This is a genomic window from Kribbella sp. WER1 (genome assembly GCF_054189145.1).
Window position 1 is genome coordinate 3,750,522 of the sequence record NZ_CM135186.1, and the last position, 20,546, is coordinate 3,771,067.

The window sequence follows — 20,546 nt, forward strand, 5'->3', positions numbered from 1 at the left end:
CTCGTCCATCCAGCGACGGAAAGCCGCGACCAAGCGCTGCCAGAGTCGGGACCACCAGCCGCGGCGGCTTTGGCCGTTCACAAGTCGGCAGCATCTTCATCCACCGCCGCGGGTAGCGATTCGATCGTGATACGAAGACTGGCGAATCGCCGAGTCATGCACACGTGGTACTGGATTGCTTTCGCCGACTCGGCGGTGTAGTCCGCGATGACGTGCTCACCGAACCAGACCCGGACGCGGCGATCAGTCGGCTGTGGTAGCTGAGTGACGGTCATTCGCCCGTCACCTCCTGGATGATGTCTCGGATCATGAAGACGTAGAGCACGGCCGCCAGCAGCCAGAGAAGCCACAGTTCCGGTATCACGTAACGTCACCCCGTCGTCGCGGTTAGCACTTTCGGTGACGAGAAGCTTCCCGCCGGTCTGTCTGCCGTCACCATGAACGGCACCGGACACTCGGCTGCCATCTGATTGCCGCTTGGGGCTGCAACGGGCGGCAGAGGCGCATCCGACGCCGAAATGCCAGAGATCAGGGCATGACGTCTGGCTGCCATCTGTCGGACATTCGGCTGCCATCGACGCGCGGAACCCGCTTGCGACCCACTAGCCTGACGTACGGTGAATGCGTGGCTACGGCGCAGTACAGAACGCTGTTAGAGCAGATCGTCCACGAAGGCCCCTGGACGGTCGAGGAAACGTGCCGTGAGTTCGAGATCAAGGCACGGCAGATGAAGGAGTCGGCGACGTTGTCCCCACGCCAGTTGGCGCGGTGGATGCGCGGCGACGTCGGTCACGCGAGAGCAGTCGCGCAGCGCGTGGCCGAAGCGTTCTGGGGTCACCGTTTCGAGGTCTTGCTCGGCTTGCCTTATGAGTTGGCAGAGTTCGAGCTTCGCAACGGAACGGCCGCGCCTGGCCCTTCCGTTGACGTCGAATCGTTGGAGGCAGCGGCAGTTATGGCCGCCCACGAGAGTTTTGAGCACGCAGCCCGAACCGCCGGCACTGTTGACTCGGACGACATTTCGTTGCTCCAGGAGTCGGTTCTTGAACTAGCCCGCGGTTACCAGACCAAACCTCCGTTGCAGTTGCTCACCGAAGCCCGCCACATCCGCAATGTGGCCTACCTGTTGCTCGATAAGACGAGACGACCAGCGCAGGCCAGCCAGCTCTATCAGGTGGCAGGACAAGCGTGTGGACTGCTGTCAGTCGTGTCGTTCGACCTAGCGCGTTGGGACGCCGCCGAGGAACAAGCCCGCTCAGCACGTACCTACGCCGAACTGATTGGTGATGCGCACCTCGAGGCATGGTCCCGGGGAACGCAGGCTCTCATCGCTAACTGGCGTGGCCAGAGTCGGCGGGCCGTCGACCTGATCGCCAGCAGCATCGATGCTGCCCCAGCCGGTGCCTCAACCGCGAGACTCAGAGCAATTGAGGCACAGGCGTGGGCCGAGCTAGGGCGGCCGGACCAGGTTAAGGAATCCCTGCGCCTGGCCGATATGGAGATGGAGCAATCACGGGACAGCGAGCTGTACAGCACTGCCGGTGGAGAATTCGGCTGGGGTCGGAGTCGCCATTCGGCGTGCGCTGGAACGGCCCTGCTGACAGTGGGTCAAGGCGAGCCGGCTGTGACTCGCATTCAGGACGCCATTGCCCTGGCGCCAGAGGACCCACTGGGTGGTTTGGCACCTGCACGGGCACAGGTCGACCTGGCAACCGCGGAACTCCTGGCCGGCCGTCTTGACGCGAGCGTGAACGCGCTCGAGTCCGTCTGGACGATCCCAGCGCCAAGCCGTCGTCATGGTGTGACCGGGCGAATGGAGCAACTGTCTCGTCGGCTCACCAGTCGCGATTGGCGCGACTCCGCAGAGGCCGTGGACCTGCGCGATCAGATCGAGATCTTCAACTCCGAGGCGGTCTCGCGGCTGGCACTACCCAGCACTTGACGGCTGGGCATCATCCCAAGCGGCGAGGAGTTCAGCTTCTCGTTCGGGGCGCATTCCAAGCTGGTCTTGACGTGGGTGGTCGATGAGCCCTTCGCGGTCAAGCGTCTCTTTGAAGTCGTACAAGGTGTCGCGCAATCGTCTGCAGACGAATCCCGCCTCAGCGGCGCGCCGGCCGTCGACTTGCCAGGTGCCTTGAGCGATTCGCCATAGCGGGATCTCTGTCCACTGTCGAACACCCTGCTCATCCAGCCACCTGGGGTCTACCCAAACCGGTTGAGCACGGTGTCCGGTCAGCGCCAGGCAGGCGTCGATCAAGGAGCCGTACGTCGAGTGGTCCATCGGAGCGACCAGGTTCAAGACGCCGTCGCGTTTCGCCTCGACGGAATCGAGGAGGAACGTTGACACGTCGCGTACGTCGACTGGCTGAATGGACTGCTCAGGCGGCGCAGGGAGTAGCCATCGGCCACCGCGTGCAGCTCGTGCCAGCAGCTTGAGTCCGCGCCCGACGTACTCACCTGGCCCCAGGATGACACCCGGCCGCACAATCAAGCTGCGCGTGTCTCCGTCCATCGCCGCTGTCTCGCAGCCCGCCTTCAGAGTGCCGTACTGGCCGCCTATCGTGAGGTCGGCTAGCTCGGGGGAATCTTCGGTGTAGGTCGGCGACGATGGCCAGAGCGCCGAATTCTCGCTGACAGGGACATCCGGCCAATCGCGATAGGCACTCACGGTCGAGACGAGCACGTACTGCTCAATGTGCCTTCCGAGCGCCTTCGTCACCCGAGTGACGTCGACGGGTTCATAGGCGCTGGTGTCGATGAGCGCGTCCCACTGGCCAGACTCGGCCAACCGCTGGAGGTCTGCGTCGTTGCGACGATCACCGAGAACGTGTGTCGCGCCAGCCGGCGGTTGACCATTCTTGCCACAGGAGAAAGCCGTGACCTCCCACCCCCGAGCCAAGGCATCGACAATCAGCGTTCGCCCCAGGAACCAGCTGCCACCGAGGATAAGGAGTCGCATGAGGCAATCTTGCCCTCTGACGGTTTACCGGGCTGGCCCTACGGAGTTGCGCGGTGTCAGATACGGCTGGCCGTGATGAGACGCCGCTGTCGAGCAACCACACGCCGACGCCAGCAGCGCAGATCGGCACCGTCACATCGGAGGGCACCATTTTCTGGCGGACCACGGAGTCCGGCGATGCCGCGCTACCGGGCCGATGAGCTACTGCCAGTCAATGCTCAGCCGATTCTGCGGATTGGCGAGGCGAGGCGGCCGGCCGTCAGCTCGCCGCGTGCGGCATCGTGCGTCATGGGCTCGAAACGGCCGTGCGGTCACGGCAATCGCGATCCCAGGTCCGCATTGAGTCCTTGACGTGCGCTGCCAGGTCGTCACTACCGGGATCATGCCCGACCACCCCGAACTTCCACTGCATCCGCCACCAGACGTACGCCGATCGGACAGACGCCTGGCCAGATAAGTGAGCGCGTCCTTCTCGACGACTGCGCTGGAGCGTGGGTTCTGCGCGCCGACAGCGTCAGCGCTGGCGGGCATCCGCCAGGGTGGCTTGAACGTCGGCCGCCCACTGGTTCGGCTCGGTACTCGGGCGCCGTGGTGGACGTTTGCGGTCGTTGCCCAGCGTGGCGGAAGTTACTACGGAGTCGCCATTGCATCGTTGTAACAGGGTCGTCAGGATGGCTCAACGTTGCAAGGCTCGGTTGCCGAGTAGCGGTCGACCGCCCTTCTCCCCCGCCCAGAGAGGAACTGTCAACGATGATGCTGAACCAGCTCAGACGTGTCGCGAGGCCGATACTCCGGACGCTGTCGGTCGTCGCCCTCGCTGCCACGTCCTGCCTCGCCGCCGGCGCGCCGACCGCTTCTGGGACAGCCGTCGCATCCGACGAGCCGGCCGTGTCCTCGGTCGCACCGGCGGCCGTCGGGAACGGCGCGGGCGGCACCTTGCTTCGCGACGGAGCGGGCCTGTATCCCCGGGTGATCCGGCTGCAGCACAGCGGCGCCGCCAATGGTCGGATCCTGGCCAACGTGGTCACGTTTGTCGGGAACGGCGACGGGCTCGGCGCGATCTACGAAAGCACCGATGAAGGTGCCAGTTTCCGTCAGGTCGGCGCGGTCGCTGACCCAGAGTCCGCGGACGGTCAGGGACTGTGCTGCGCCACCTTGTACGAGCTGCCGCGGGCCGTCGGCCACCTGCCTGCCGGGACGCTGCTGTGGTCCGCGTCGGTCGGAGCCTCCCACCGACCGATGTCCTTGCGGATCTGGCGAAGCAACGACCTCGGCCGGACGTGGTCCTACCTGTCCAGTTGTGCGGATGCGGCGAACACGCGCGGTTTATGGGAGCCCGAGTTCTCCATCGCGGCCGACGGTCAGCTCGTCTGCCACTACTCCGACGAGACCGATCCGGCCCAGAACCAGAAGCTGATGGAGGTCCGCTCCGCCGACGGTGTGCACTGGACCGACCGGCGGGCAACAGTCACCAGCGACGACTCGCGGCACCGCCCGGGGATGCCAATCGTCCGCAAGCTGCCGAACGGCACCTATTTCATGACGTACGAGATCTGCGCCCTCGGTGGCCAGTACGACTGCGCGGCGTTCTATCGAACCTCGCGCGACGGGTGGAACTGGGGCGACCCGAAAGATCGGGGAATCCAACCTCGGACCGCCGACGGCAAGTACTTCACCCACACCCCCACCATCGCCTGGAGCACCAACGAAGGCGACCGCGACGGCAAGCTGCTGCTGATCGGACAGATCCTCAACAACGCCGACGGCTCCGTTGCTGACGGCAACGGCCGGACCATCTTCGTGAACACCGAGAACGGCACCGGCCCCTGGTACGAGGTCGCGGCGCCTGTCGAGGTGCCGAACCCGTACAACAACTTCTGCCCCAACTACAGCTCGCCGCTATTGCCCTCAGAGGATGGCCGGAAGGTCCTGGAGATCGCCAGTGCCTGGGCTCCCGACGGCGAGTGCAAGGCGTACTTCGACACCGGCTCGAGCGTCGGCACCGGCGACGACGTCGGCGTCCGCGACGGAGCCACCTCACCACTAACCAGCGCCGCCACTGCACTCTGTCTCACCATCACGGCCGGCACGGACCACGCCGGCCAGGGAGGTTGCGACGCGACAGCGGTACAGCACTGGCAGATCAGCAAGCAGGATCAGGGGTCGTACGCGGTCCGCGCCGCCGACAACTCATGCCTGAAGACCGACGGGCGCCTGGAGCCCTGCGACAGCGGAGCGGGCGCGACCTGGAATCTCGTCAACGTCGGCGTCGGCTACTACCGGCTCAAGGCCGACAGCCGCTGTCTCACCGCCCACGGGTCCACCACCCACCCGGGCCCGATCACCGTCCAGGCCTGCGACAACAACCAACACCAAGTCTGGAGGGGATCCCTGAGCTGAACTCCGGGATCTGCCGCGTCTCACCCCACCGAGCCTCTTCGGTGGGGTGAGACGTAGTTGTCGCCCCATGGAATCAGGATTACCTGGCGGATCAGTCGGCGGCTCGCCCAATCGGCTCATTACTCGGCTGGTTTCGCAGCTCTGCGGGCGCGTGACTGCTCGGCCCGGATGCGTTCCTCCTCGTCGATCTCGTCAAGACTCACGGCGTCGATCTCGAACGGTGCCTGGGTCAGCCGCTCAGCAATACCGCGGAACGGCAAGGAGCCGCCATAGAACTCGATCTCCCGGTGACCGGGCCAGATCTCGCCGCCTCGTTCGAACAGTTGCACCATCGGCTCGTACGGATCCTCAAACGTCGGAAAACGTTCCTTCGTCCGGTCGCCTAGAGACGCCCAGCGGAACATGTCCGTGACCACCTTTGTCGACATCGTCCCCAACCGATGCCCGATGCCGGCCTCCAGCCGCTGCATCCAGGCCGGATCAATCTCAACAGCCGGCTCGAACGCCGCAGCCAGGTCGAAGAACGGCCACTTTTCCGGCACGGCCAGCGCGTCGGCCCAGACTGCCATTCGGCGCAGGTACTCAGCCGCTAACAGCCCGCGTGACGCGGCGCGCCGCAACGCGGCGGCATCATCGTCCCAGTTCGCCGCCACCAAGCGCGACAACAGCCTCTCGCACGCCGCAGTATCCGTCACAAGCCGAGCCCCTTCTTCGCTACACGTACCACTTCGTCCAGATTCGACAGATCCTCTGCCACCCGAAGATCGCCTCTCGGCAAGCCCAATGGATCGTCCCAGAGTCTCAGCAGATCCTTCGGTCTTGATTGTGCGCTCAGCGGAGCGATGTTATGGGCCGACGGGTAGTCCATTGAAACCCTCATCATCCCTGCAAGGGTCCAGGCCCCTGGATCCGCTGACTTGTACGGCACCCCAGCCTGCATCAGCTTCGACTCGACGTACTCGTGCGCCAGCAGCGATCGAAACTCCTGACGCTGTCCGTCAGTCAGCTCGTTGCCTGACGCCACACGCTCCCACAGGTCCCCGAACTCCGCGTAGGGCGTGAAGTAGCCATGTCTGACCTCGCCCGGGCCGATGGCCACATCGTGCTGGCGCTGGAACAGGTGTTGCTTCGCTTCGTCGATGACCTCGCGCGGCATCCCGCTGTTCTCTGCAAGAGCGTCCAGATCGTCGGCTTCCCGGATACGGCGATACTGCTCCATTTCCGCCGTAGTCGCGTCTTCCACGAACTCATGGCCGGCCTCAACCCGCCCGTCCATGTCGGCGATCTGCTCCCGAACACAGTCGGTGCCAACGGCAACATCGTCTGCATGTGGAGTGACGGGCGGCACGACCGGATCCTCATGGGCGTCCCGCTCGCGATCCGTCGCCTCGACATGCTGGACGGCGTTTGGCGGATCATCGCGGCGAAGCCAGTCAGCAGTAACGGGAACGGCCGCCTCGTTGGGTAGCAGTGCGGCTGTTGAGCTGCGGTCGTGAGCCGCAGACCCGACACCCTCTGTCTCGCCGTGCTGGTCAGTCTCGGACTTCTGCGTGTCGCGATCGCCCAACTCTACGTCGGTCGGGGAATCTCCCTCTTGGGATGTCGACTCCGCCTGGGCATCTGGCGGGCTGAGGTATTGGAGACGGGCCAAGGTGTCGTCGTGAAGCGTCTGGGCCCGAAGCTCTGGTGAGTAGGAGGCGAACGGGTCCTCCGGCTCGGGCCGATCATCGACCGGCGCCGTCGCCGGGGCCGAGGGAAGATCGCCCCGTCGTTCCTCGGCCGACTCGTCATCGCTCCGCTCGGCTGACGACCACTTGGAGTACCCAGGCCAGTACAGCTCATCGAGACGTTGCTCAAGCTTCTCGCGAGCAGTCAGCGGCGGCGAGGACCGACGGTCCGCGGTCCCGTCTTCGTCAATTGAGTCAGCCTCGGATGCTTGCCCCTCCCTCAGCCGAGGGTCATCGGACAGCTGCAAGTTCTCCTGCTTGCTCTCCGGAGCCTGGTCCGCGACATCGGCTGAATCCCGGCCGGCTGAGCCATCACCTTGCTCAGCCGATGCCCCGCGCGCGTTGCCCGGCCAGCAGACGTCATCGAGGCGCTGCTCGGACTTCTCGCTCCCAGTAGATGGACGCGGCGTCTCATGATGCATGGCGACGTGGCGATCCGGCGTCGGAGCATCTCTACGGCTTGCCGGCTGATCACGCACGTCGCCGTCAGACTGCCGAGACGCCTCGTTCTCACGACGCCCACTTTCGCCAGCCTGATCCCCTGGCGTGTTGCCCTTGCTCGGGTCGTCGCCGCCACGACCTCTCAGCTCGGACACAGCCATCTCCTATCGACGCCTACGCAAACCCGAAGTAGCGGAACCATCGCGAACAGTATCCGCCGCGAGGCCCACATCGGGCGGTGATCGCTGGTGCGTGTCAGAGCATTCAGGCCCGGGCCACACGTCTGCGGGGCGGCCTTGATCAACCCGACGCGCTCGGTGCCGTGAGTTCGTCAGCGATCGCACAGGCGACCGCTTCCGCGATACCAGGAAGCCACGCTCACTGGCCGTTTGCATTGACCTCTAGGAAGTACCATCGGTCGTCTAGGAAGTACCATCGGTCGTCACGTGCAACTACAAAGTCGAGTACACCGAAGACCAGGCCGAGGCGAGCCATCAGCTGGCCGACGCCAACACGTATCTCGTCCGGGACCTGACCAGGCTTGTACGTCAGCCAGTTCGCCGGGGTCCGTGAGCGAGATCGGGGCCAAGCCTCATGCGCTGCACAAGTGACGTCCGCACTAGCTCACTGTCACCTTCTCGGCATCGACGCCTTCGTCTGTTCGCTCAACATGAGTGAACTGACGAAGCGTCCACTCAGCGGTGATTCAACAGATCGTTACCAAAGTAGCGAACGCGCCGGCACGAAGTTCAGCCGGGACGCGGTAGGCGAGCGGCGCGGAGGACGCGCAACGACAGCCGCAAATCGGGCAAACCTCTTGCATGCGAGGCGCGAGTCCGCGCGAGCCGGAGCGATCAGCACGCCGACCGCTCAGCCGTTGAGCTTGCATGACCGAGCTGACGAACCCGCGCAGCCGCCATTTTTCGGGCGGGCAACTGTGCTGAGTATTCACCGCATGAACGCCGGAGAGGGCTACCTCTACCTGCTGCGCCATGTCGCTGCCGGCGAGGTCGATCGGCGAATGGCTACGCCGTTGACCGCGTACTACACCGCGTCGGGATACCCGCCAGGCCGCTGGATGGGACAGGGCCTCAGCGGCCTGGGCGACGGCCAACTGGTGTCCGGAAGCGAGGTCACCGAAGTGCAAATGGCGGGGTTGTTCGGACGCGCCGAGGATCCGTTGACCGGCCGCACACTAGGAGAGCCGTATCGCGTGTTCAAGGGTCCGGAGAAGCGGATCCGCGATCGGATCCGCGATCGGATCCGCGATCTCGATCCGGCCCTGTCTGACGCTGAAAGCCAGCAAGCGGTTGCGCGGATCCGGCGGGAGGAGATGCGGAAGAAGTCGCGGCAGGCGGTCGCTGGGTTCGACCTGACGTTCTCGCCTGTGAAGTCAGTTTCGGCGCTGTGGGCGACGGCCGACGTCGGCATCCAGGAACAGATCGTCGCCGCCCATCACGACGCTGTGGCTGACGTGTTGTCCCTGATTGAACAGCACGCGGCGTTCACCAGAAGCGGCGACGGCGGCATCGCGCAGCTCGATACTCGCGGATTGATCGCGGCGGCGTTCGACCACTGGGACAGTCGCAGCGGTGACCCGCAACTGCACACTCACGTGGTGGTCGCGAACCGCGTACAGGGGCCGGACGGTGCGTGCGGACGCTGGATGGGCGGGTGCTGTACCGGGCCGCGGTGGCGATGTCAGAGATCCACAACGTGCTTCTCGCCGACCACCTCAGCCGGCGTCTGGGCGTGAACTGGGAGCTGCGCGAACGCGGCCCGCGGCGCAATCCGGCGTTCGAAATCGACGCGGTTCCCGACGACCTGATCCACGAGTTCTCCGCCAGAACCGCACAGATCGAAGCCAACCTCAACGCACTTCTCGACGAACGAACCGACCAGATCCACCCACCCGACCGCCGCGAAATGTACGCCCTACGGCAGCACGCAACCCTCCTGAACCGCCCATCGAAGCACCACGCCCAACCCCTCGCCGCGCTCATGGCGCAGTGGCGAAAACGCGCCGACCAGGCCATCGGACACGACGCCGTCGCCACCATCCAACGATCCCTCAACGCGGCCAGCGAACGCCCGCTGGCCGCAGCAGATCTGAGCCCAGAAACGCTCGACGCGTACGGCGCCGCGACTGTACTGACACTGCAAACCAAACGCGCGACCTGGACCCGCTGGAACCTTCTCGCCGAAGCCGCACGCCGAACTCGACTGCTCCGATTCGTCTCCACCAACGACCGCATCGCCGCGCTGCAGGCAATCGTCGAACGAGCCGAACAGCACTCGATCAGCCTCACCGCACCCGACCTGGTCACCATCCCCGTCACCCGCGCCAGCGGCGAGAGCGTGTTTGCCATCCACAACGGCCAGATCTACACCTCGCCTGTGATCCTCGGCGCCGAAGCAGTCCTGCTAGATCTCGCCCGGGACACCAGCGGACCAACCCTTGCCCCAGCGACGATCCCTACGGCAGATCTCAGTGCCGACAAGGCAGCCGCCCTCCACCGAATCGCGACCAGCGGCCAGAAGCTCGAAGCCCTTATCGGACCAGCCGGCACCGGCAAAACCAACCTCTTGTCAGCCCTCACCGCCAGCTGGGAAGCCGCCTACGGCGACGGGTCGATCATCGCGCTCGCCCCATCATCAGCCGCCTCATCCATCCTGTCCGACGCCATCGGTACACCCACCGAGAACATCGCCAAATGGATCTACGAATCCGCCGGCCTCGGTGCCGAACAGCGCCGCGATCAGATTCTGCACAGCGAACACGCCGCGGGCCTCGCACGCCAGGCACGCCGTCGTCTCCGCCGCCAGCGGTTGATCGGGCAGCTCGCAGCCTTGCGAGCGGAGCAGGATCGATGGAGTTTCCACCAGAACCAGCTCGTCATCGTCGACGAAGCCTCCATGGCCAGCACCATGGAACTCGCCACGCTCGCCCGCGCGGCCAACTCCGCCGGCGCCAAACTCCTGCTGGTCGGTGACGATGCCCAACTCTCCGCGGCCGACACCGGCGGCGCCTTCCGCCTCATCGCCAAGGACACCCAAGCCGCCGAGCTCACCGAGGTCTGGCGCTTCACCAACCCCTGGGAACGCGATGCCAGCCTCGCCCTCCGCCGCGGAAACCCCACCGCCATCGACGCATACGACGACCACGATCGCCTGACCGCGGGCTCATCAGAGGCAATGGAAGACGCCGCCTATAAGACCTGGCTCGCCGACACGAACAACGACAAGACCAGCTTGCTCATCGCCGCCGACAACGCCACCGTCGCCCGACTCAACGCCCGCGCCCGCCTCGACCGCATCACCACCGGCGAGGTCGAACCCGACGGCATCGAACTCCACAACGGCAACCATGTCGGCCTCGGCGACCACATCGTCGCCCGCCTCAACAACCGTCGCCTCTCCTACGGCCACCGCCAATTCGTGAAGAACGGCGACCACTGGACCGTCATCCGCCGCTGGCCGGACGGCTCCCTCACCGTCCAAAACCGCACCGGCGACACCGTCACGCTGCCCACCGCGTACGTCCAGGAGTCCGTCGAACTCGCCTACGCCACCACGGCCCACCGAGCCCAGGGCACCACCGTGGACACCGCCCACCTACTCGTGACCGAACAGCTCACCCGAGCTCTGATGTACGTCGGCATGACTCGCGGCCGCCACGCCAACAACGTCTACGTCGCCACCCACCAGGCGAGCTCCGACCTCCACGAACCCCACCCCGAACAGACCATGCAAGACGTGCTCGAATCGGTCCTCAACGATCCCGGCGTCGAGCAATCTGCCCACGAGGTCATGCGCCAAGAACTCGACAACGCCACCCGCCTCGACCGCCTTGTTGCCATCCACGAACACCTCTGCCAACTCGACGCCAAGAAGCGCTACAAGCAGGCCATCGGTGCCTCGGGACTCGACCCAGCAGACCAAGCCGCACTCCAGGCCTCCCCCGCCTACGGCCCTCTCATGGCCGAGCTCCGCCGCGCCGAGAACGCCAGCATCAACGTCACCGAGGTTCTCCACCGCGCCGTGAACCAATCGCCTCTGACGAACGCCAACGACCTCGCAGCTGTCCTCCACGCCAGAGTCGATCGCCTCGTTTCCAGAACCCTCCGCCGCCGAGGCGAACACCCAACTACTGTCGCCGGCCTAGTAACCCCGGCAACGTACGTCGGTGACCCGAACCTGATCGCCCCACTCCGCGAGCTCGAATCCCAGATTGCACAACGCGCCGATTGGCTGGCCGGCAAAGCCTCAGCCGAGCAGCCTGCCTGGTACCGAGAACTGCATCGAGACGCCAGCATCCCACCCGACCAGGATCTCGCCGAGCTTGTCGGCGAGATCGCCGCCTACAGGGAGCGCTACCAGATCCATGCGCCTTCGGGCCTCGGAGACGCACCACCAGCGAAGGCAGCCGTGCGACGCCGTCAACACTCCCGGCTCCTGAGCATGCTCAGTGCCTGCTCATCAGGCGCCTCCGAACGACCGACAAACCACACAGATCCCTCGGCGATGCCTCCAGAATCCATCACTTCAACGCAGGCCGGCTGACAGTCATGAGCAGGACCGGCGCCGAAGAAGGAGCTTGCCCATAGGAGCACGCCGGTGCGGTCTTGCCCCAGTCCTACTGCCACGAGAGGCGGGCTGGATCCCAGGTACCAGTGGTTCGCTCGGCGTTGAGGATCTCGTCCAGGCAGGTGCTGCAGAAGGTCAGTGCAGCGTTCAGGTCCCAGTATTCACGTGGGTACTCGGCGAACCCGGCGGCGGACCGGGGGAAGCCGACTACCCAGTCCTCGCTTGGCGCATGCACCTTGTTCGGCAGCGCCAACTGGCGGCGGCCGGCTTCCCGACCGAGGACCGTCGAGAGCCGGGCGGCGTCGAACGGGATCGCTGCAACGATCCGGACAATGTCGGCCAAGTCGCGGTAGCGGGTAGATGCTTCGCTACGGTCCGGGCCGTGCCGTTCGTACAGCGCGCAGATCTTGTCGGCGAGGTGGTGTTCGATCGGGGTGGTGGGTACCGAGGGCAGGTCTTGCAGGGTTTCGTGGTCGATGATCGGTTTGAGTGGCACCTGGTCGACCGGGGCATCGAGGTGTCGCCGGGTCGTGAGATCGATGCTGAAGGACTCGAACTCTCGACCGCCCAGCAACGCCCGCGCCTTCACCTTGGCGGTTTCGGTTCCATAGCCGTAGGGGTCGGCCTCTCGCTGGATGGTCATTGAGTACAGCTCGAACTCGAACGGGTCCCCGTGATACGGACGGCCGGACAGCTGCCGCAGTTCTGACAACGCATCGTCGGTGCTGGTCCACGGTGTCTCGCGAGCAATATCGACATCCTGGGTGAATCGGCCGCCTCCGGTTCGGATCAGCAGCGCGTTGCCGCCCAGTAACACCCATGGGGCGTCGGTGTCCTGAAAGATGCGACTGAGGAAGATCGTGAAGATGTATTGCTTGCGGATCGGGTCAGCCGCGACGCCGCGGCTCTTGGCCTCGCTGGCCAGCTTGGTCCCCAGGGACTGTCGCAGCCGGTTCGCTTCCAGCTGAGTCAGCGGCTCCGCCATCGTCGATCTTCCTGTTCTGCCGGCGTGCGGCATCTCGTGTTCCGTCAGGGGGCGCTGCATCGACTAGGTGTTGAGTCGCCGAGGTGTAGTCGATCCTTTGCCCCAATTGGCGAAGTTGCTCGTCAACGGCCCGGCTGACGATGTCTTCGAACTGGGGCGCGAGTGCGCGGAGGAGCTTCTCCCGCAGCTCAGGGGCCGCCAACTCCAGAAGCCCGGTGTCAGGTCGGAAGCCAGCTGCTTTCAGGAGCGCCGCGAGCATGGCGTTGCCATCCGGAGATCCGAACCGCTCGGCCGCCGGCTCGAGCGCCTGTACGAGGGAACCGGACGTGACGTCGGTGGTGGCGACTGCATCGCGGACCACTGCAGCGAGGTGGTCGAAGTCGGTACCGCCGGCGGCCAGGTCGTTGACGGTACGCGCGACGGAAGTCACCGGCAGCCCATCGACCCACGCGACATCTCCGTCCGGTAGGCCGCGCTTGCGATACCGGATGTCCGGCTGCGTGGTCTGCCGGCGTACCGCGGCAGTGAACTCGTACTTGGAAGCCAGCACATCGCCGAGGCCGTACACCGCTGCCGCAGACTCACCAGACACCACGGCCAGCGGCTGGTTCCCCGCCGGCTGGCTGCCGGTGGCCAACCAGGCTGCACGCAGACCCTGCAATGGTCCGGTGTCGGCGGAAGGGAGTGCGTAGACGCCATGGCGAACACGCTGCACAATTCCGCGGTCAGCAAGGCGGGACAGATGCATCTTGGACACACCGGCCTCGTAGGCCTGGGCCGTCGTCACCAGTCCCCACTGGCTGGAACCAACCAGTTCCAGCGACTCCAAAACGTCAACCGCACGCATCACCCTCACCTCCCAAATGCTCTAATAGTAACATCCATTCGTTACTTTCAGAGATGCATGGCGATAGGCTCGTCACTTTGCGAGTATCCGACCATCGAGGAGGGAACCCGCCGAGTGGCGGCGCCCGTCTACGTGCCACCTCAGTTCCTCCCACTACGCCAGCCAGAATGACAGGGCGGAACGAGGCCCACCTACCGTGGTCTCGGTAGGGTCTGGGGTGCGGCGTCGCCGACCCGCACGACCGACTGACCAAGCTGCTCACGAGATCGGCGCAGCTCAGGTCGCCCGACGACTGGTGAATTGAATGGCTCTGCCCGAACTGGATGTCGAACGCGTGCAGCGGTGGTGCACCGCACGGGTTCCCGAGCAGGCTCGCGATCAGCTGCGTATCGAGTGCGAAGTCGCTCCACGCCACCTAACGATCGTTGAACGGCGCCCGCCCTGGCACGACGACATCCAGGCGGATTGGACCAGCTCCCCAATCGCTCGCTTGCGCTACAACGCCACCGACAAGTCCTGGACGTTGTACTGGGTCGACCAGCACCAGCGCTTCCACGCCTACCGCCGACTCGCACCGTCGAGACGCATCGACGACGTCCTGACCGAGATCGACCGCGACCCCACCAACATCTTCTGGGGCTGATCACGGCCCTATCGGTGACATCCGCTGCTTCCTTCCATCCTCAGAGATGTGGCGGTTATCTGCCGAGCATCGTTCGACGGATCAACGGCAGTTGAGCGCGGTTACGGCTTGTAGACAACCATCGTGGAATCTGCGATCTTCGGAATAGATGGCTGAGCGGGGTGGATTCTTCGGCCAAGCGCCGAGTGCAGCCATCGGTGCATCAGGGGGAAATGATGAGCGAAGCACCGCACAAGATGTTCGACGCGGGGAAGGACAACGGCGGCGACGTCGGCCAGGCAACCATCCTCACAATGGGCAAAGGCCAATCGCGCGACGAAATCGATCCAGGCGTGCTGGACACGAAGCAGATCTACGCTGGGAACCGCTACCTAGTGTCCCAGCTCAGCGTACTCGTCGGCCGCTACGTGCATATACGTGGCGACTTCATGGTCTCAGCCGCGGTGCTGACGCGCGCGACACCGGACCCCGACGTGCAAAGTTACATCGAACGCGTCCGTGACTACCTGAAGGCCGCCAAGACTGAGCTCGAGAGTGACAAGGAGCCGAACCTCCCTGTCGCGTCACAGCTTCTTTCCCTGGCGGACAGATCGCTCGTCTGGCTGTACCCGCGGGAGGTGGTCGGCCTGCGATGCAGCCAAGTCGCCGCTCAGCTTGAGACCATGAGACCAAGACCGCACGCGCTGATCGCCGGACTCACGCACGAGCTCAAGACTCCATCAACTGGCGACGATGATCTCGCGACGCGGCAGATCCTCAGCGATGGCTTAACGCATATACACGCTGCGCAGGAGAACGAACTCATCGAGGACGATCTTCAGGTCACCCGACTACGTCGGTCACGTTGGTTCCTGCTCGCAGCCTTGGTGGTCGTTCTCGCCGCGGTCCCCTTCACGACAACCGTCAAACGAGCTGACACTGGGCCGTTCCAGACCATCTGGCCGCTGATCTACACCCGCACGGGTTCTCAAGTGACCGATTCGGCGTTCCTGGTTCTCGGAGCCCTCGGTCTCGCAGCGTTGGGCGCTACCGGTGGCGTCATCTCTGGCATGTTCCGTGTCCGGGATACGCGCGCGAGTCTGAAGGACTACCGAACGAGCATGTACAACTTCACATTGAAGCCCCTGATCGGCGCCACGGCTGCAGTTTGCGTTTACCTGCTGCTGAGCTGGGAGACGATCAACGGCATCAAGATCACCAGTGGCGGAACCTATGTTGTGGCGGCCTTTCTGGCCGGCTTTTCCGAGCGGTATTTCTTGCGCTTCCTCAATGACAAGTCGGCGACGCGACCAGACGAGGACACGCAGCCCCAAGCCAAGGATCAGGCGTAACAAGGTCCATGTGCCTCGAAAGACGGCGACCACACAACGACTCCGGTGGACGCCGGCAGTTCCGGACCAAGGTGAGCCCTGGCTCACCTCGCCCAATGCCAAGGCGCGCTCACCAAAGGTCGAGGTCGGCGAACTCTTCGTCCAGGGCGGTTGCGGCGGAGGGGTTGTGGATTCGGCGGCCCATGTAGACGTCTTGGGTTATGGAGACTTGGGCTTGGCCTAGGTGGTCGGCTATTTGGCGGGCGGATTGGCCTCGGCGGTCTAGGGCGGTGGCGGTGGTTTTGCGGAAGGTGTGGGAGCGGATCCAGGTGAGGGCGTCTGATGGTGAGGGTTGGGCTGCTTGGTCGACTTGGGCGCTGAGGGTGGGGGATGCGTCGAGGTTTATGCGGTAGGTCTTGACGAGGGTGGTCACGAGTTCGCGGTCGAGCTTGATGCGGCCGGTCTCGATCAGCTCGAGTCTGGTCTTTGGCCAGCCAAGTTTGGTGGCGACCTGTTTGCGGGTGAGGCCGGCTTGGAGGCGGGCGGATCGGAGGGTCTCGCCTAGGTCGCGGCGGGCGGTGCTGGCTACGGGGGACAGTGCTCGGCGGAGGGCTCGGCGGACGTTGGACGGGTCGCGGAAGCCTCCGAGGGAGTCGGCGAAGATGGGGGCGTCGAGGCTCACGCCGGCTGCGTGGCGGCGGCAGAGCATGGTGACGGCCCCGTCGGGCAGGGGCAGGGCACGTACGCCTGCCCTGGACTTCGGGGCCTTGCGGATCAGGCCTTGGCCTGGGACGCGAACAACGGTGTGAGTGATTTGCACCGCGCCGGCTTCCAGGTCGACCTGCGACCACAGGACCGCGAGAGACTCGCCGATTCGGACTCCTGTTCCGAGCATGAAGACGACCAGGTCCGGTAGGTCGGCGTGCCGGGCGGCTTCATCGGTGGTCAACTGTTGGCGCAGGAGGGCGATCTCTTCGGTGGTCAGCGCTCGGGGCGGGTCTTTTGGGCGGGCCTCGACTCCCTCGACCTCGCGGACCGGGTTCACAGTCAGGACGCCGTACCGGACGGCGAGTTGCATCATGCCGGAGATGACCGCGCGGCACGTCTTGGCGGTGGGGCGGCCGGCGCTGCGCTTGATGGTGCCGATGACTCTGTCGATGCGGGGCGTGGTTGCCTCACCGATCAGGAGTTCGCCGAGGGCAGGGCGTACGTAGTTCTTGATGGCCGTGCGGTACGTCGTCAATGTCGTCGGTGATCGCCGGCCGTCTTCGATGCGTTCCTCCAACTTCTCGATCCAGAGGTCGATGAGGTCGTTGATCTTGTCCGTCGGGCTCAGCTCGCCGTACTGGGAGACCTTTGCCCGGTCTCGCAGCTTCGTTAATAGGCGGTGCTCGGCTGCGCCCTTGGTCTTGGCGGATGCGGTGACCTCACGGGTACGTCCGTCGTGGTCACGGAAGTATGCGGACGCGCGCCAGGAGACCACCTTGCCCTCGGCGTCCTTCCTCTCTGCACGGGATCGGACGTTGCCCCACGTTCCGATCGGAAGGTGCGGCCTGCTCATGTCGGCCCTCCACAGTCCAGCTGCGTGTGGAAGCTCAACGGCTGGGCAGGCCGGAGATCGGGCGAAACGAGAGCAGTGCGACGCGATGCGAAACGTCGCTCAGCAACGCGCAGCCAGCTGGCTGCGCGGAGCCGCCTACCCCTCTCAGACGGGCATGTATCGGCCACTCTGAGTATTGGCAGAGTTTGCGCAGACCCGACTTTCCTGGCCGAGGCGGCGATCCGCGCCTGACCTGCAAGAACTTGTAGGCCCCGTGGGACTCGAACCCACAACCCGCGGATTAAAAGTCCGCTGCTCTGCCAGTTGAGCTAGAGGCCCTCAGTTGGTGAGGGGAACAGTGTGTCAGGTTTGGTGGGGGTTTGCTCGGTGGGGGGCGGGGGTGAGGGGTTGCGGGGCGGGTGGGGCGGTGGTATAGATCGGAATTCGCTCGGGTGGGCCGGGTGCTGACATTCCTGTCGCGGGGGGAACCGACGGCGGGGTGGGGGGAGATTGTGGTGTGGGGTCGTGTTGTTGTGGGGGCGGTTGCGGTTGTGGTGGTTGCTGGGTGTGGGGCGAGGGAATCGGGTGTGGGTGAGCCGGCGGTGCCGGTGAGTGTGCGGGCTACTGCGTCGCCGTCTGCCAGTCCGGTGGTTGTGACGCCCAGCGGGGCGCCCGTCGTCGCGCCTACTCCGAGCCAGTCGGTTGTGCCGACGCAGCCGCCGGTGGTGCGGACCACCAAGGAAGTGGTGGAGCTTCGGGTTATCCCGTTCAAGAAGCGGACCGTGACGGATGATTCGGTGGCCAAGGGCGAGAAGTCGGTGCGGACGGCCGGCGTGGACGGGGTACGGCGGTTGACGTATCGGGTGACGTTGGTGAACGGCGTGCAGACGACCAAGCGGCTGGTGCGCGACGAGGTGGCCAAGGAGCCGCGGACGCAGGTGACTGTGGTGGGGACGAAGGTGGACGAGCCGAGCCAGTCGGGTGGGTGCGATCCGAACTACAGCGGCTGTGTTCCGATCGCGAGTGATGTCGACTGTGCGGGTGGCAGCGGCAACGGGCCGGAGTACGTGCAGGGGCCGATCCGGGTGATCGGGACCGATATCTATCGGTTGGACGCCGACCACGACGGGATCGCCTGCGAGTAGTCAGCGGCGGGTGGCGGTGACGTCCAGGTCGACGACCACGTCCGGATGGACCAGCGCGGTGGTGAACGCGTTCCAGTTGGCATGCCAGGTGTGGCGGTTGAGCGTGACGGTCGCGGTGAAGTGGGCTTCGCGGGCGGTCTGAGTCACAACGAAAGGGACCGTCAGCGGCTGGGTTGTTCCGCGCAGGGTCAGATCGCCGGTGACGTCGTACCGGTCGGCGGAGCGTTGGGTGATCGCGGTCGTCACGAAGGTCATCACCGGGTACGCCGCCGTACCGAAGAAGTCCTTGCGGAGTTGGTCGTCGCGGCGGGAGTTGCCGGTGTTGACACTGTCCAGCCGGACTGTCACCCGGCCGGCGGCGGGGTCCAGGGTGCCTTCGAAGGTCTCGAAGCGGCCGTGGACCCTGCTGCCGACCCGATGCGCGGCGGTGAACCCGATGCGGCTGCGCGTCTGGTCGAGAACGTATTCAGGCATGCCGGTACGACGAGGCAGCACCCCGAAGTGTCAGCCGATCACCCCCGTGGTGATCCGCCGGGGCGTGATGTCGAACATCGAGTCCTCCGGAGGATTCGCCAGGTACGCCGCCCGTGCCTCCTCCGGCAGGTACTTCGTGACCATCGCGTCCAGCAACGCCGGATCGAGCGGGAGGAACCGTGCGACGCCCTGCATGTTGACGTAGCGGGCGGTCGGCCCGTCGGCGGTCTGGATCGAGAGCGAGAGCTCACCCGAACCGGTCCGGTGCAGGCGGGTCTTCTTCGACCTGGCCGGGGTCATCACCTGGAAGCGATTGCCGTCCGGGACGTGGTGGAACCACACCGGCGTCACGTGCGGCGACCAGCCCGGGTCGTCGATCGCGAACACCGCGACCAGCGGCAGCGCCAGGAACTCGGCCATTTCCTTGTCGTCCATCGTTCGAAACCCCATGGACGCACCCTCCCACCCGCCACCGACATACTTGTCCGGTGCTCACGTACGTCCTGAACTCGCAGGACCTGGCCGACGTACGGTTCGCGGTGTCGCCGGTCGCGGAGATGGTGCTGTCATTGCGCGCTCTCCGGGAGCCCGGGCGCTTCCCGTTGCAACTCGGGTGGGTCCGGGCGGTGCAGCCGCGGGTGACCGAGCTCGACTGGGACGTACTGCGGTGGCTGGTCAACGACACCATGGGAAGCCCGGACTTCCTCACGCCGCGGCCCTCGTCGCCGTTGACGCAACTGTCGGACGAGCTGGACCTGATCGCGGCCGTGGACCAGGAAACGTTCGAGAAGCAGCTCATCGCGGTGAACGGCGAACTCCCGGAAGCCCTGATCATCGACAAGGTCGTCCAGGCGCTCGGCGACTACTGGCACGCGATGATCGCGCCGTACTGGAACCGTATGCGGACCCTGCTCTCCGCAGACATCAGCTACCGCGGCCACGTCCTCACACAGCACGGCACCGGCGCAATGCTCAACGGCCTAGGCCCTGCGATCAGCTACGCGGACGGACTCCTCAAAGTCGACAGGGTCGCCGCGCTGAGCCGTCAAGAAGACATCAACGGTCGCGGTCTCGTACTCCAACCGACGCTCTTCGGCCCGTACGCCGTCATTCCGTTCGCGCCTGGCGCCGATCCGCTGCTCGGCTACCCGCCACGCGGCCAGGCGAACCTGTGGTCGGTCGCCGAACCACCGTCCCACCAAGACCTGGCCCAGCTGATCGGTACGCCGCGGGCGCGCATCCTCGCGCTGTTGACGTACCCACGCACCACGACCGACCTGGCCGGCGAACTGCAGGTCACCCCGTCCGCGGTCAGCCAGCACCTGCAACTGCTCCGCCGTACCGGGCTGGTCGAGCCGCAGCGCACCGGCAAGCAGGTGCTCTACCGCCCGACCGAGCTTGCCGCACTGCTCACCGGTAGCGAACCGTTGACACCGCTTTAACATCCGGTAATAGTTTGCGAAAGCGATTTCGCATACACGTCGTGGCAGC

The 20,546-nt window shown here is 65.2% G+C and carries 16 protein-coding genes, 1 tRNA gene and 1 pseudogene; 8 read left to right on the forward strand and 10 right to left on the reverse strand.

Features of this window, described 5'->3' with window-relative positions; translation table 11 throughout:
• Positions 1–77: 77 nt before the first annotated feature.
• A complete protein-coding gene (locus ACXJJ3_RS18120; RefSeq protein WP_458171345.1) occupies positions 78–275 on the reverse strand; it encodes a hypothetical protein in 198 nt (65 codons plus the stop codon).
• Between the two features lie 350 nt (positions 276–625).
• On the opposite strand from ACXJJ3_RS18120, the gene ACXJJ3_RS18125 reads away from it, so the two are divergent.
• Positions 626–1,939, forward strand: a complete 1,314-nt coding sequence (locus ACXJJ3_RS18125; RefSeq protein ID WP_458171346.1) for a hypothetical protein — start codon at positions 626–628, stop codon at positions 1,937–1,939.
• Here the strand turns inward: ACXJJ3_RS18125 and ACXJJ3_RS18130 are convergent.
• On the reverse strand, positions 1,925–2,956 hold the full coding sequence (locus ACXJJ3_RS18130; RefSeq protein WP_458171348.1) for a hypothetical protein: 1,032 nt from the start codon (positions 2,954–2,956) through the stop codon (positions 1,925–1,927). The two genes, ACXJJ3_RS18125 and ACXJJ3_RS18130, sit on opposite strands and share 15 nt — an antisense overlap.
• Positions 2,957–3,706: 750 nt before the next feature.
• On the opposite strand from ACXJJ3_RS18130, the gene ACXJJ3_RS18135 reads away from it, so the two are divergent.
• Positions 3,707–5,356, forward strand: a complete 1,650-nt coding sequence (locus ACXJJ3_RS18135; protein WP_458171349.1) for an RICIN domain-containing protein — start codon at positions 3,707–3,709, stop codon at positions 5,354–5,356.
• A gap of 119 nt (positions 5,357–5,475) precedes the next feature.
• On the opposite strand, the gene ACXJJ3_RS18140 is transcribed toward ACXJJ3_RS18135, so the two are convergent.
• Positions 5,476–6,051: a hypothetical protein gene (locus tag ACXJJ3_RS18140; protein WP_458171350.1), complete on the reverse strand. Its 576-nt coding sequence runs from the start codon at positions 6,049–6,051 to the stop codon at positions 5,476–5,478.
• On the reverse strand, positions 6,048–7,679 hold the full coding sequence (locus ACXJJ3_RS18145; protein WP_458171351.1) for a hypothetical protein: 1,632 nt from the start codon (positions 7,677–7,679) through the stop codon (positions 6,048–6,050). Before ACXJJ3_RS18145 ends, ACXJJ3_RS18140 begins: the two co-directional genes overlap by 4 nt.
• Positions 7,680–8,194: 515 nt before the next feature.
• Here ACXJJ3_RS18145 and mobF point away from each other — a divergent pair.
• A pseudogene (mobF, locus tag ACXJJ3_RS18150) lies at positions 8,195–9,495 on the forward strand (MobF family relaxase); the annotation flags it as partial.
• A gap of 30 nt (positions 9,496–9,525) precedes the next feature.
• The gene (locus ACXJJ3_RS18155; protein WP_458171905.1) at positions 9,526–12,087 is read left to right on the forward strand and encodes an ATP-dependent DNA helicase; all 2,562 of its coding nucleotides are present in this window, start codon (positions 9,526–9,528) and stop codon (positions 12,085–12,087) included.
• Between the two features lie 73 nt (positions 12,088–12,160).
• Here the strand turns inward: ACXJJ3_RS18155 and ACXJJ3_RS18160 are convergent, their stop codons facing one another.
• Both ACXJJ3_RS18160 and ACXJJ3_RS18165 read right to left on the reverse strand, forming a co-directional pair.
• Positions 12,161–13,096: a nucleotidyl transferase AbiEii/AbiGii toxin family protein gene (locus ACXJJ3_RS18160; RefSeq protein ID WP_458171352.1), complete on the reverse strand. Its 936-nt coding sequence runs from the start codon at positions 13,094–13,096 to the stop codon at positions 12,161–12,163.
• Positions 12,999–13,925 carry a type IV toxin-antitoxin system AbiEi family antitoxin domain-containing protein gene (locus ACXJJ3_RS18165; RefSeq protein WP_458171353.1) on the reverse strand — a complete coding sequence of 309 codons (927 nt, stop codon included), beginning with the start codon at positions 13,923–13,925 and terminating at the stop codon, positions 12,999–13,001. Before ACXJJ3_RS18165 ends, ACXJJ3_RS18160 begins: the two co-directional genes overlap by 98 nt.
• A gap of 322 nt (positions 13,926–14,247) precedes the next feature.
• Here ACXJJ3_RS18165 and ACXJJ3_RS18170 point away from each other — a divergent pair, with 322 nt between their 5' ends.
• Both ACXJJ3_RS18170 and ACXJJ3_RS18175 read left to right on the forward strand, forming a co-directional pair.
• Positions 14,248–14,586 (forward strand): DUF3024 domain-containing protein, encoded by a 339-nt coding sequence (locus ACXJJ3_RS18170; protein WP_458171354.1) that lies wholly within the window; start codon positions 14,248–14,250, stop codon positions 14,584–14,586.
• 215 nt (positions 14,587–14,801) lie between these two features.
• Complete coding sequence (locus ACXJJ3_RS18175; protein WP_458171355.1) at positions 14,802–15,917, forward strand: hypothetical protein; 1,116 nt, start codon at positions 14,802–14,804, stop codon at positions 15,915–15,917.
• A 109-nt stretch (positions 15,918–16,026) separates the two neighbouring features.
• On the opposite strand, the gene ACXJJ3_RS18180 is transcribed toward ACXJJ3_RS18175, so the two are convergent.
• Both ACXJJ3_RS18180 and ACXJJ3_RS18185 read right to left on the reverse strand, forming a co-directional pair.
• Positions 16,027–17,457 carry a helix-turn-helix domain-containing protein gene (locus ACXJJ3_RS18180; RefSeq protein WP_458171356.1) on the reverse strand — a complete coding sequence of 477 codons (1,431 nt, stop codon included), beginning with the start codon at positions 17,455–17,457 and terminating at the stop codon, positions 16,027–16,029.
• Positions 17,458–17,702: 245 nt separating this feature from the next.
• Positions 17,703–17,775: transfer RNA gene (locus ACXJJ3_RS18185), tRNA-Lys, on the reverse strand.
• Positions 17,776–18,182: 407 nt separating this feature from the next.
• On the opposite strand from ACXJJ3_RS18185, the gene ACXJJ3_RS18190 reads away from it, so the two are divergent.
• Positions 18,183–18,581 carry a G5 domain-containing protein gene (locus ACXJJ3_RS18190; RefSeq protein ID WP_458171357.1) on the forward strand — a complete coding sequence of 133 codons (399 nt, stop codon included), beginning with the start codon at positions 18,183–18,185 and terminating at the stop codon, positions 18,579–18,581.
• Here the strand turns inward: ACXJJ3_RS18190 and ACXJJ3_RS18195 are convergent, their stop codons facing one another.
• On the reverse strand, positions 18,582–19,055 hold the full coding sequence (locus ACXJJ3_RS18195; protein WP_458171358.1) for a YceI family protein: 474 nt from the start codon (positions 19,053–19,055) through the stop codon (positions 18,582–18,584). It abuts the gene before it with no gap.
• Between the two features lie 30 nt (positions 19,056–19,085).
• Positions 19,086–19,505 carry a pyridoxamine 5'-phosphate oxidase family protein gene (locus tag ACXJJ3_RS18200; protein WP_458171359.1) on the reverse strand — a complete coding sequence of 140 codons (420 nt, stop codon included), beginning with the start codon at positions 19,503–19,505 and terminating at the stop codon, positions 19,086–19,088.
• A gap of 38 nt (positions 19,506–19,543) precedes the next feature.
• On the opposite strand from ACXJJ3_RS18200, the gene ACXJJ3_RS18205 reads away from it, so the two are divergent.
• Positions 19,544–20,497: a DUF5937 family protein gene (locus tag ACXJJ3_RS18205; protein ID WP_458171360.1), complete on the forward strand. Its 954-nt coding sequence runs from the start codon at positions 19,544–19,546 to the stop codon at positions 20,495–20,497.
• Positions 20,498–20,546 lie beyond the last annotated feature (49 nt).

Excerpts from the sequence above, each read along its gene's own strand:
- ACXJJ3_RS18120 (WP_458171345.1), bottom strand. The coding sequence starts at position 275 with ATGACCGTCACTCAGCTACCACAGCCGACTGATCGCCGCGTCCGGGTC.
- ACXJJ3_RS18130 (WP_458171348.1), bottom strand. The coding sequence starts at position 2,956 with ATGCGACTCCTTATCCTCGGTGGCAGCTGGTTCCTGGGGCGAACGCTG.
- ACXJJ3_RS18135 (WP_458171349.1), top strand. The coding sequence starts at position 3,707 with ATGATGCTGAACCAGCTCAGACGTGTCGCGAGGCCGATACTCCGGACG.
- ACXJJ3_RS18155 (WP_458171905.1), top strand. The coding sequence starts at position 9,526 with ATGGCGCAGTGGCGAAAACGCGCCGACCAGGCCATCGGACACGACGCC.
- ACXJJ3_RS18160 (WP_458171352.1), bottom strand. The coding sequence starts at position 13,096 with ATGGCGGAGCCGCTGACTCAGCTGGAAGCGAACCGGCTGCGACAGTCC.
- ACXJJ3_RS18170 (WP_458171354.1), top strand. The coding sequence starts at position 14,248 with ATGGCTCTGCCCGAACTGGATGTCGAACGCGTGCAGCGGTGGTGCACC.
- ACXJJ3_RS18175 (WP_458171355.1), top strand. The coding sequence starts at position 14,802 with ATGAGCGAAGCACCGCACAAGATGTTCGACGCGGGGAAGGACAACGGC.
- ACXJJ3_RS18180 (WP_458171356.1), bottom strand. The coding sequence starts at position 17,457 with ATGAGCAGGCCGCACCTTCCGATCGGAACGTGGGGCAACGTCCGATCC.
- ACXJJ3_RS18195 (WP_458171358.1), bottom strand. The coding sequence starts at position 19,055 with ATGCCTGAATACGTTCTCGACCAGACGCGCAGCCGCATCGGGTTCACC.
- ACXJJ3_RS18200 (WP_458171359.1), bottom strand. The coding sequence starts at position 19,505 with ATGGGGTTTCGAACGATGGACGACAAGGAAATGGCCGAGTTCCTGGCG.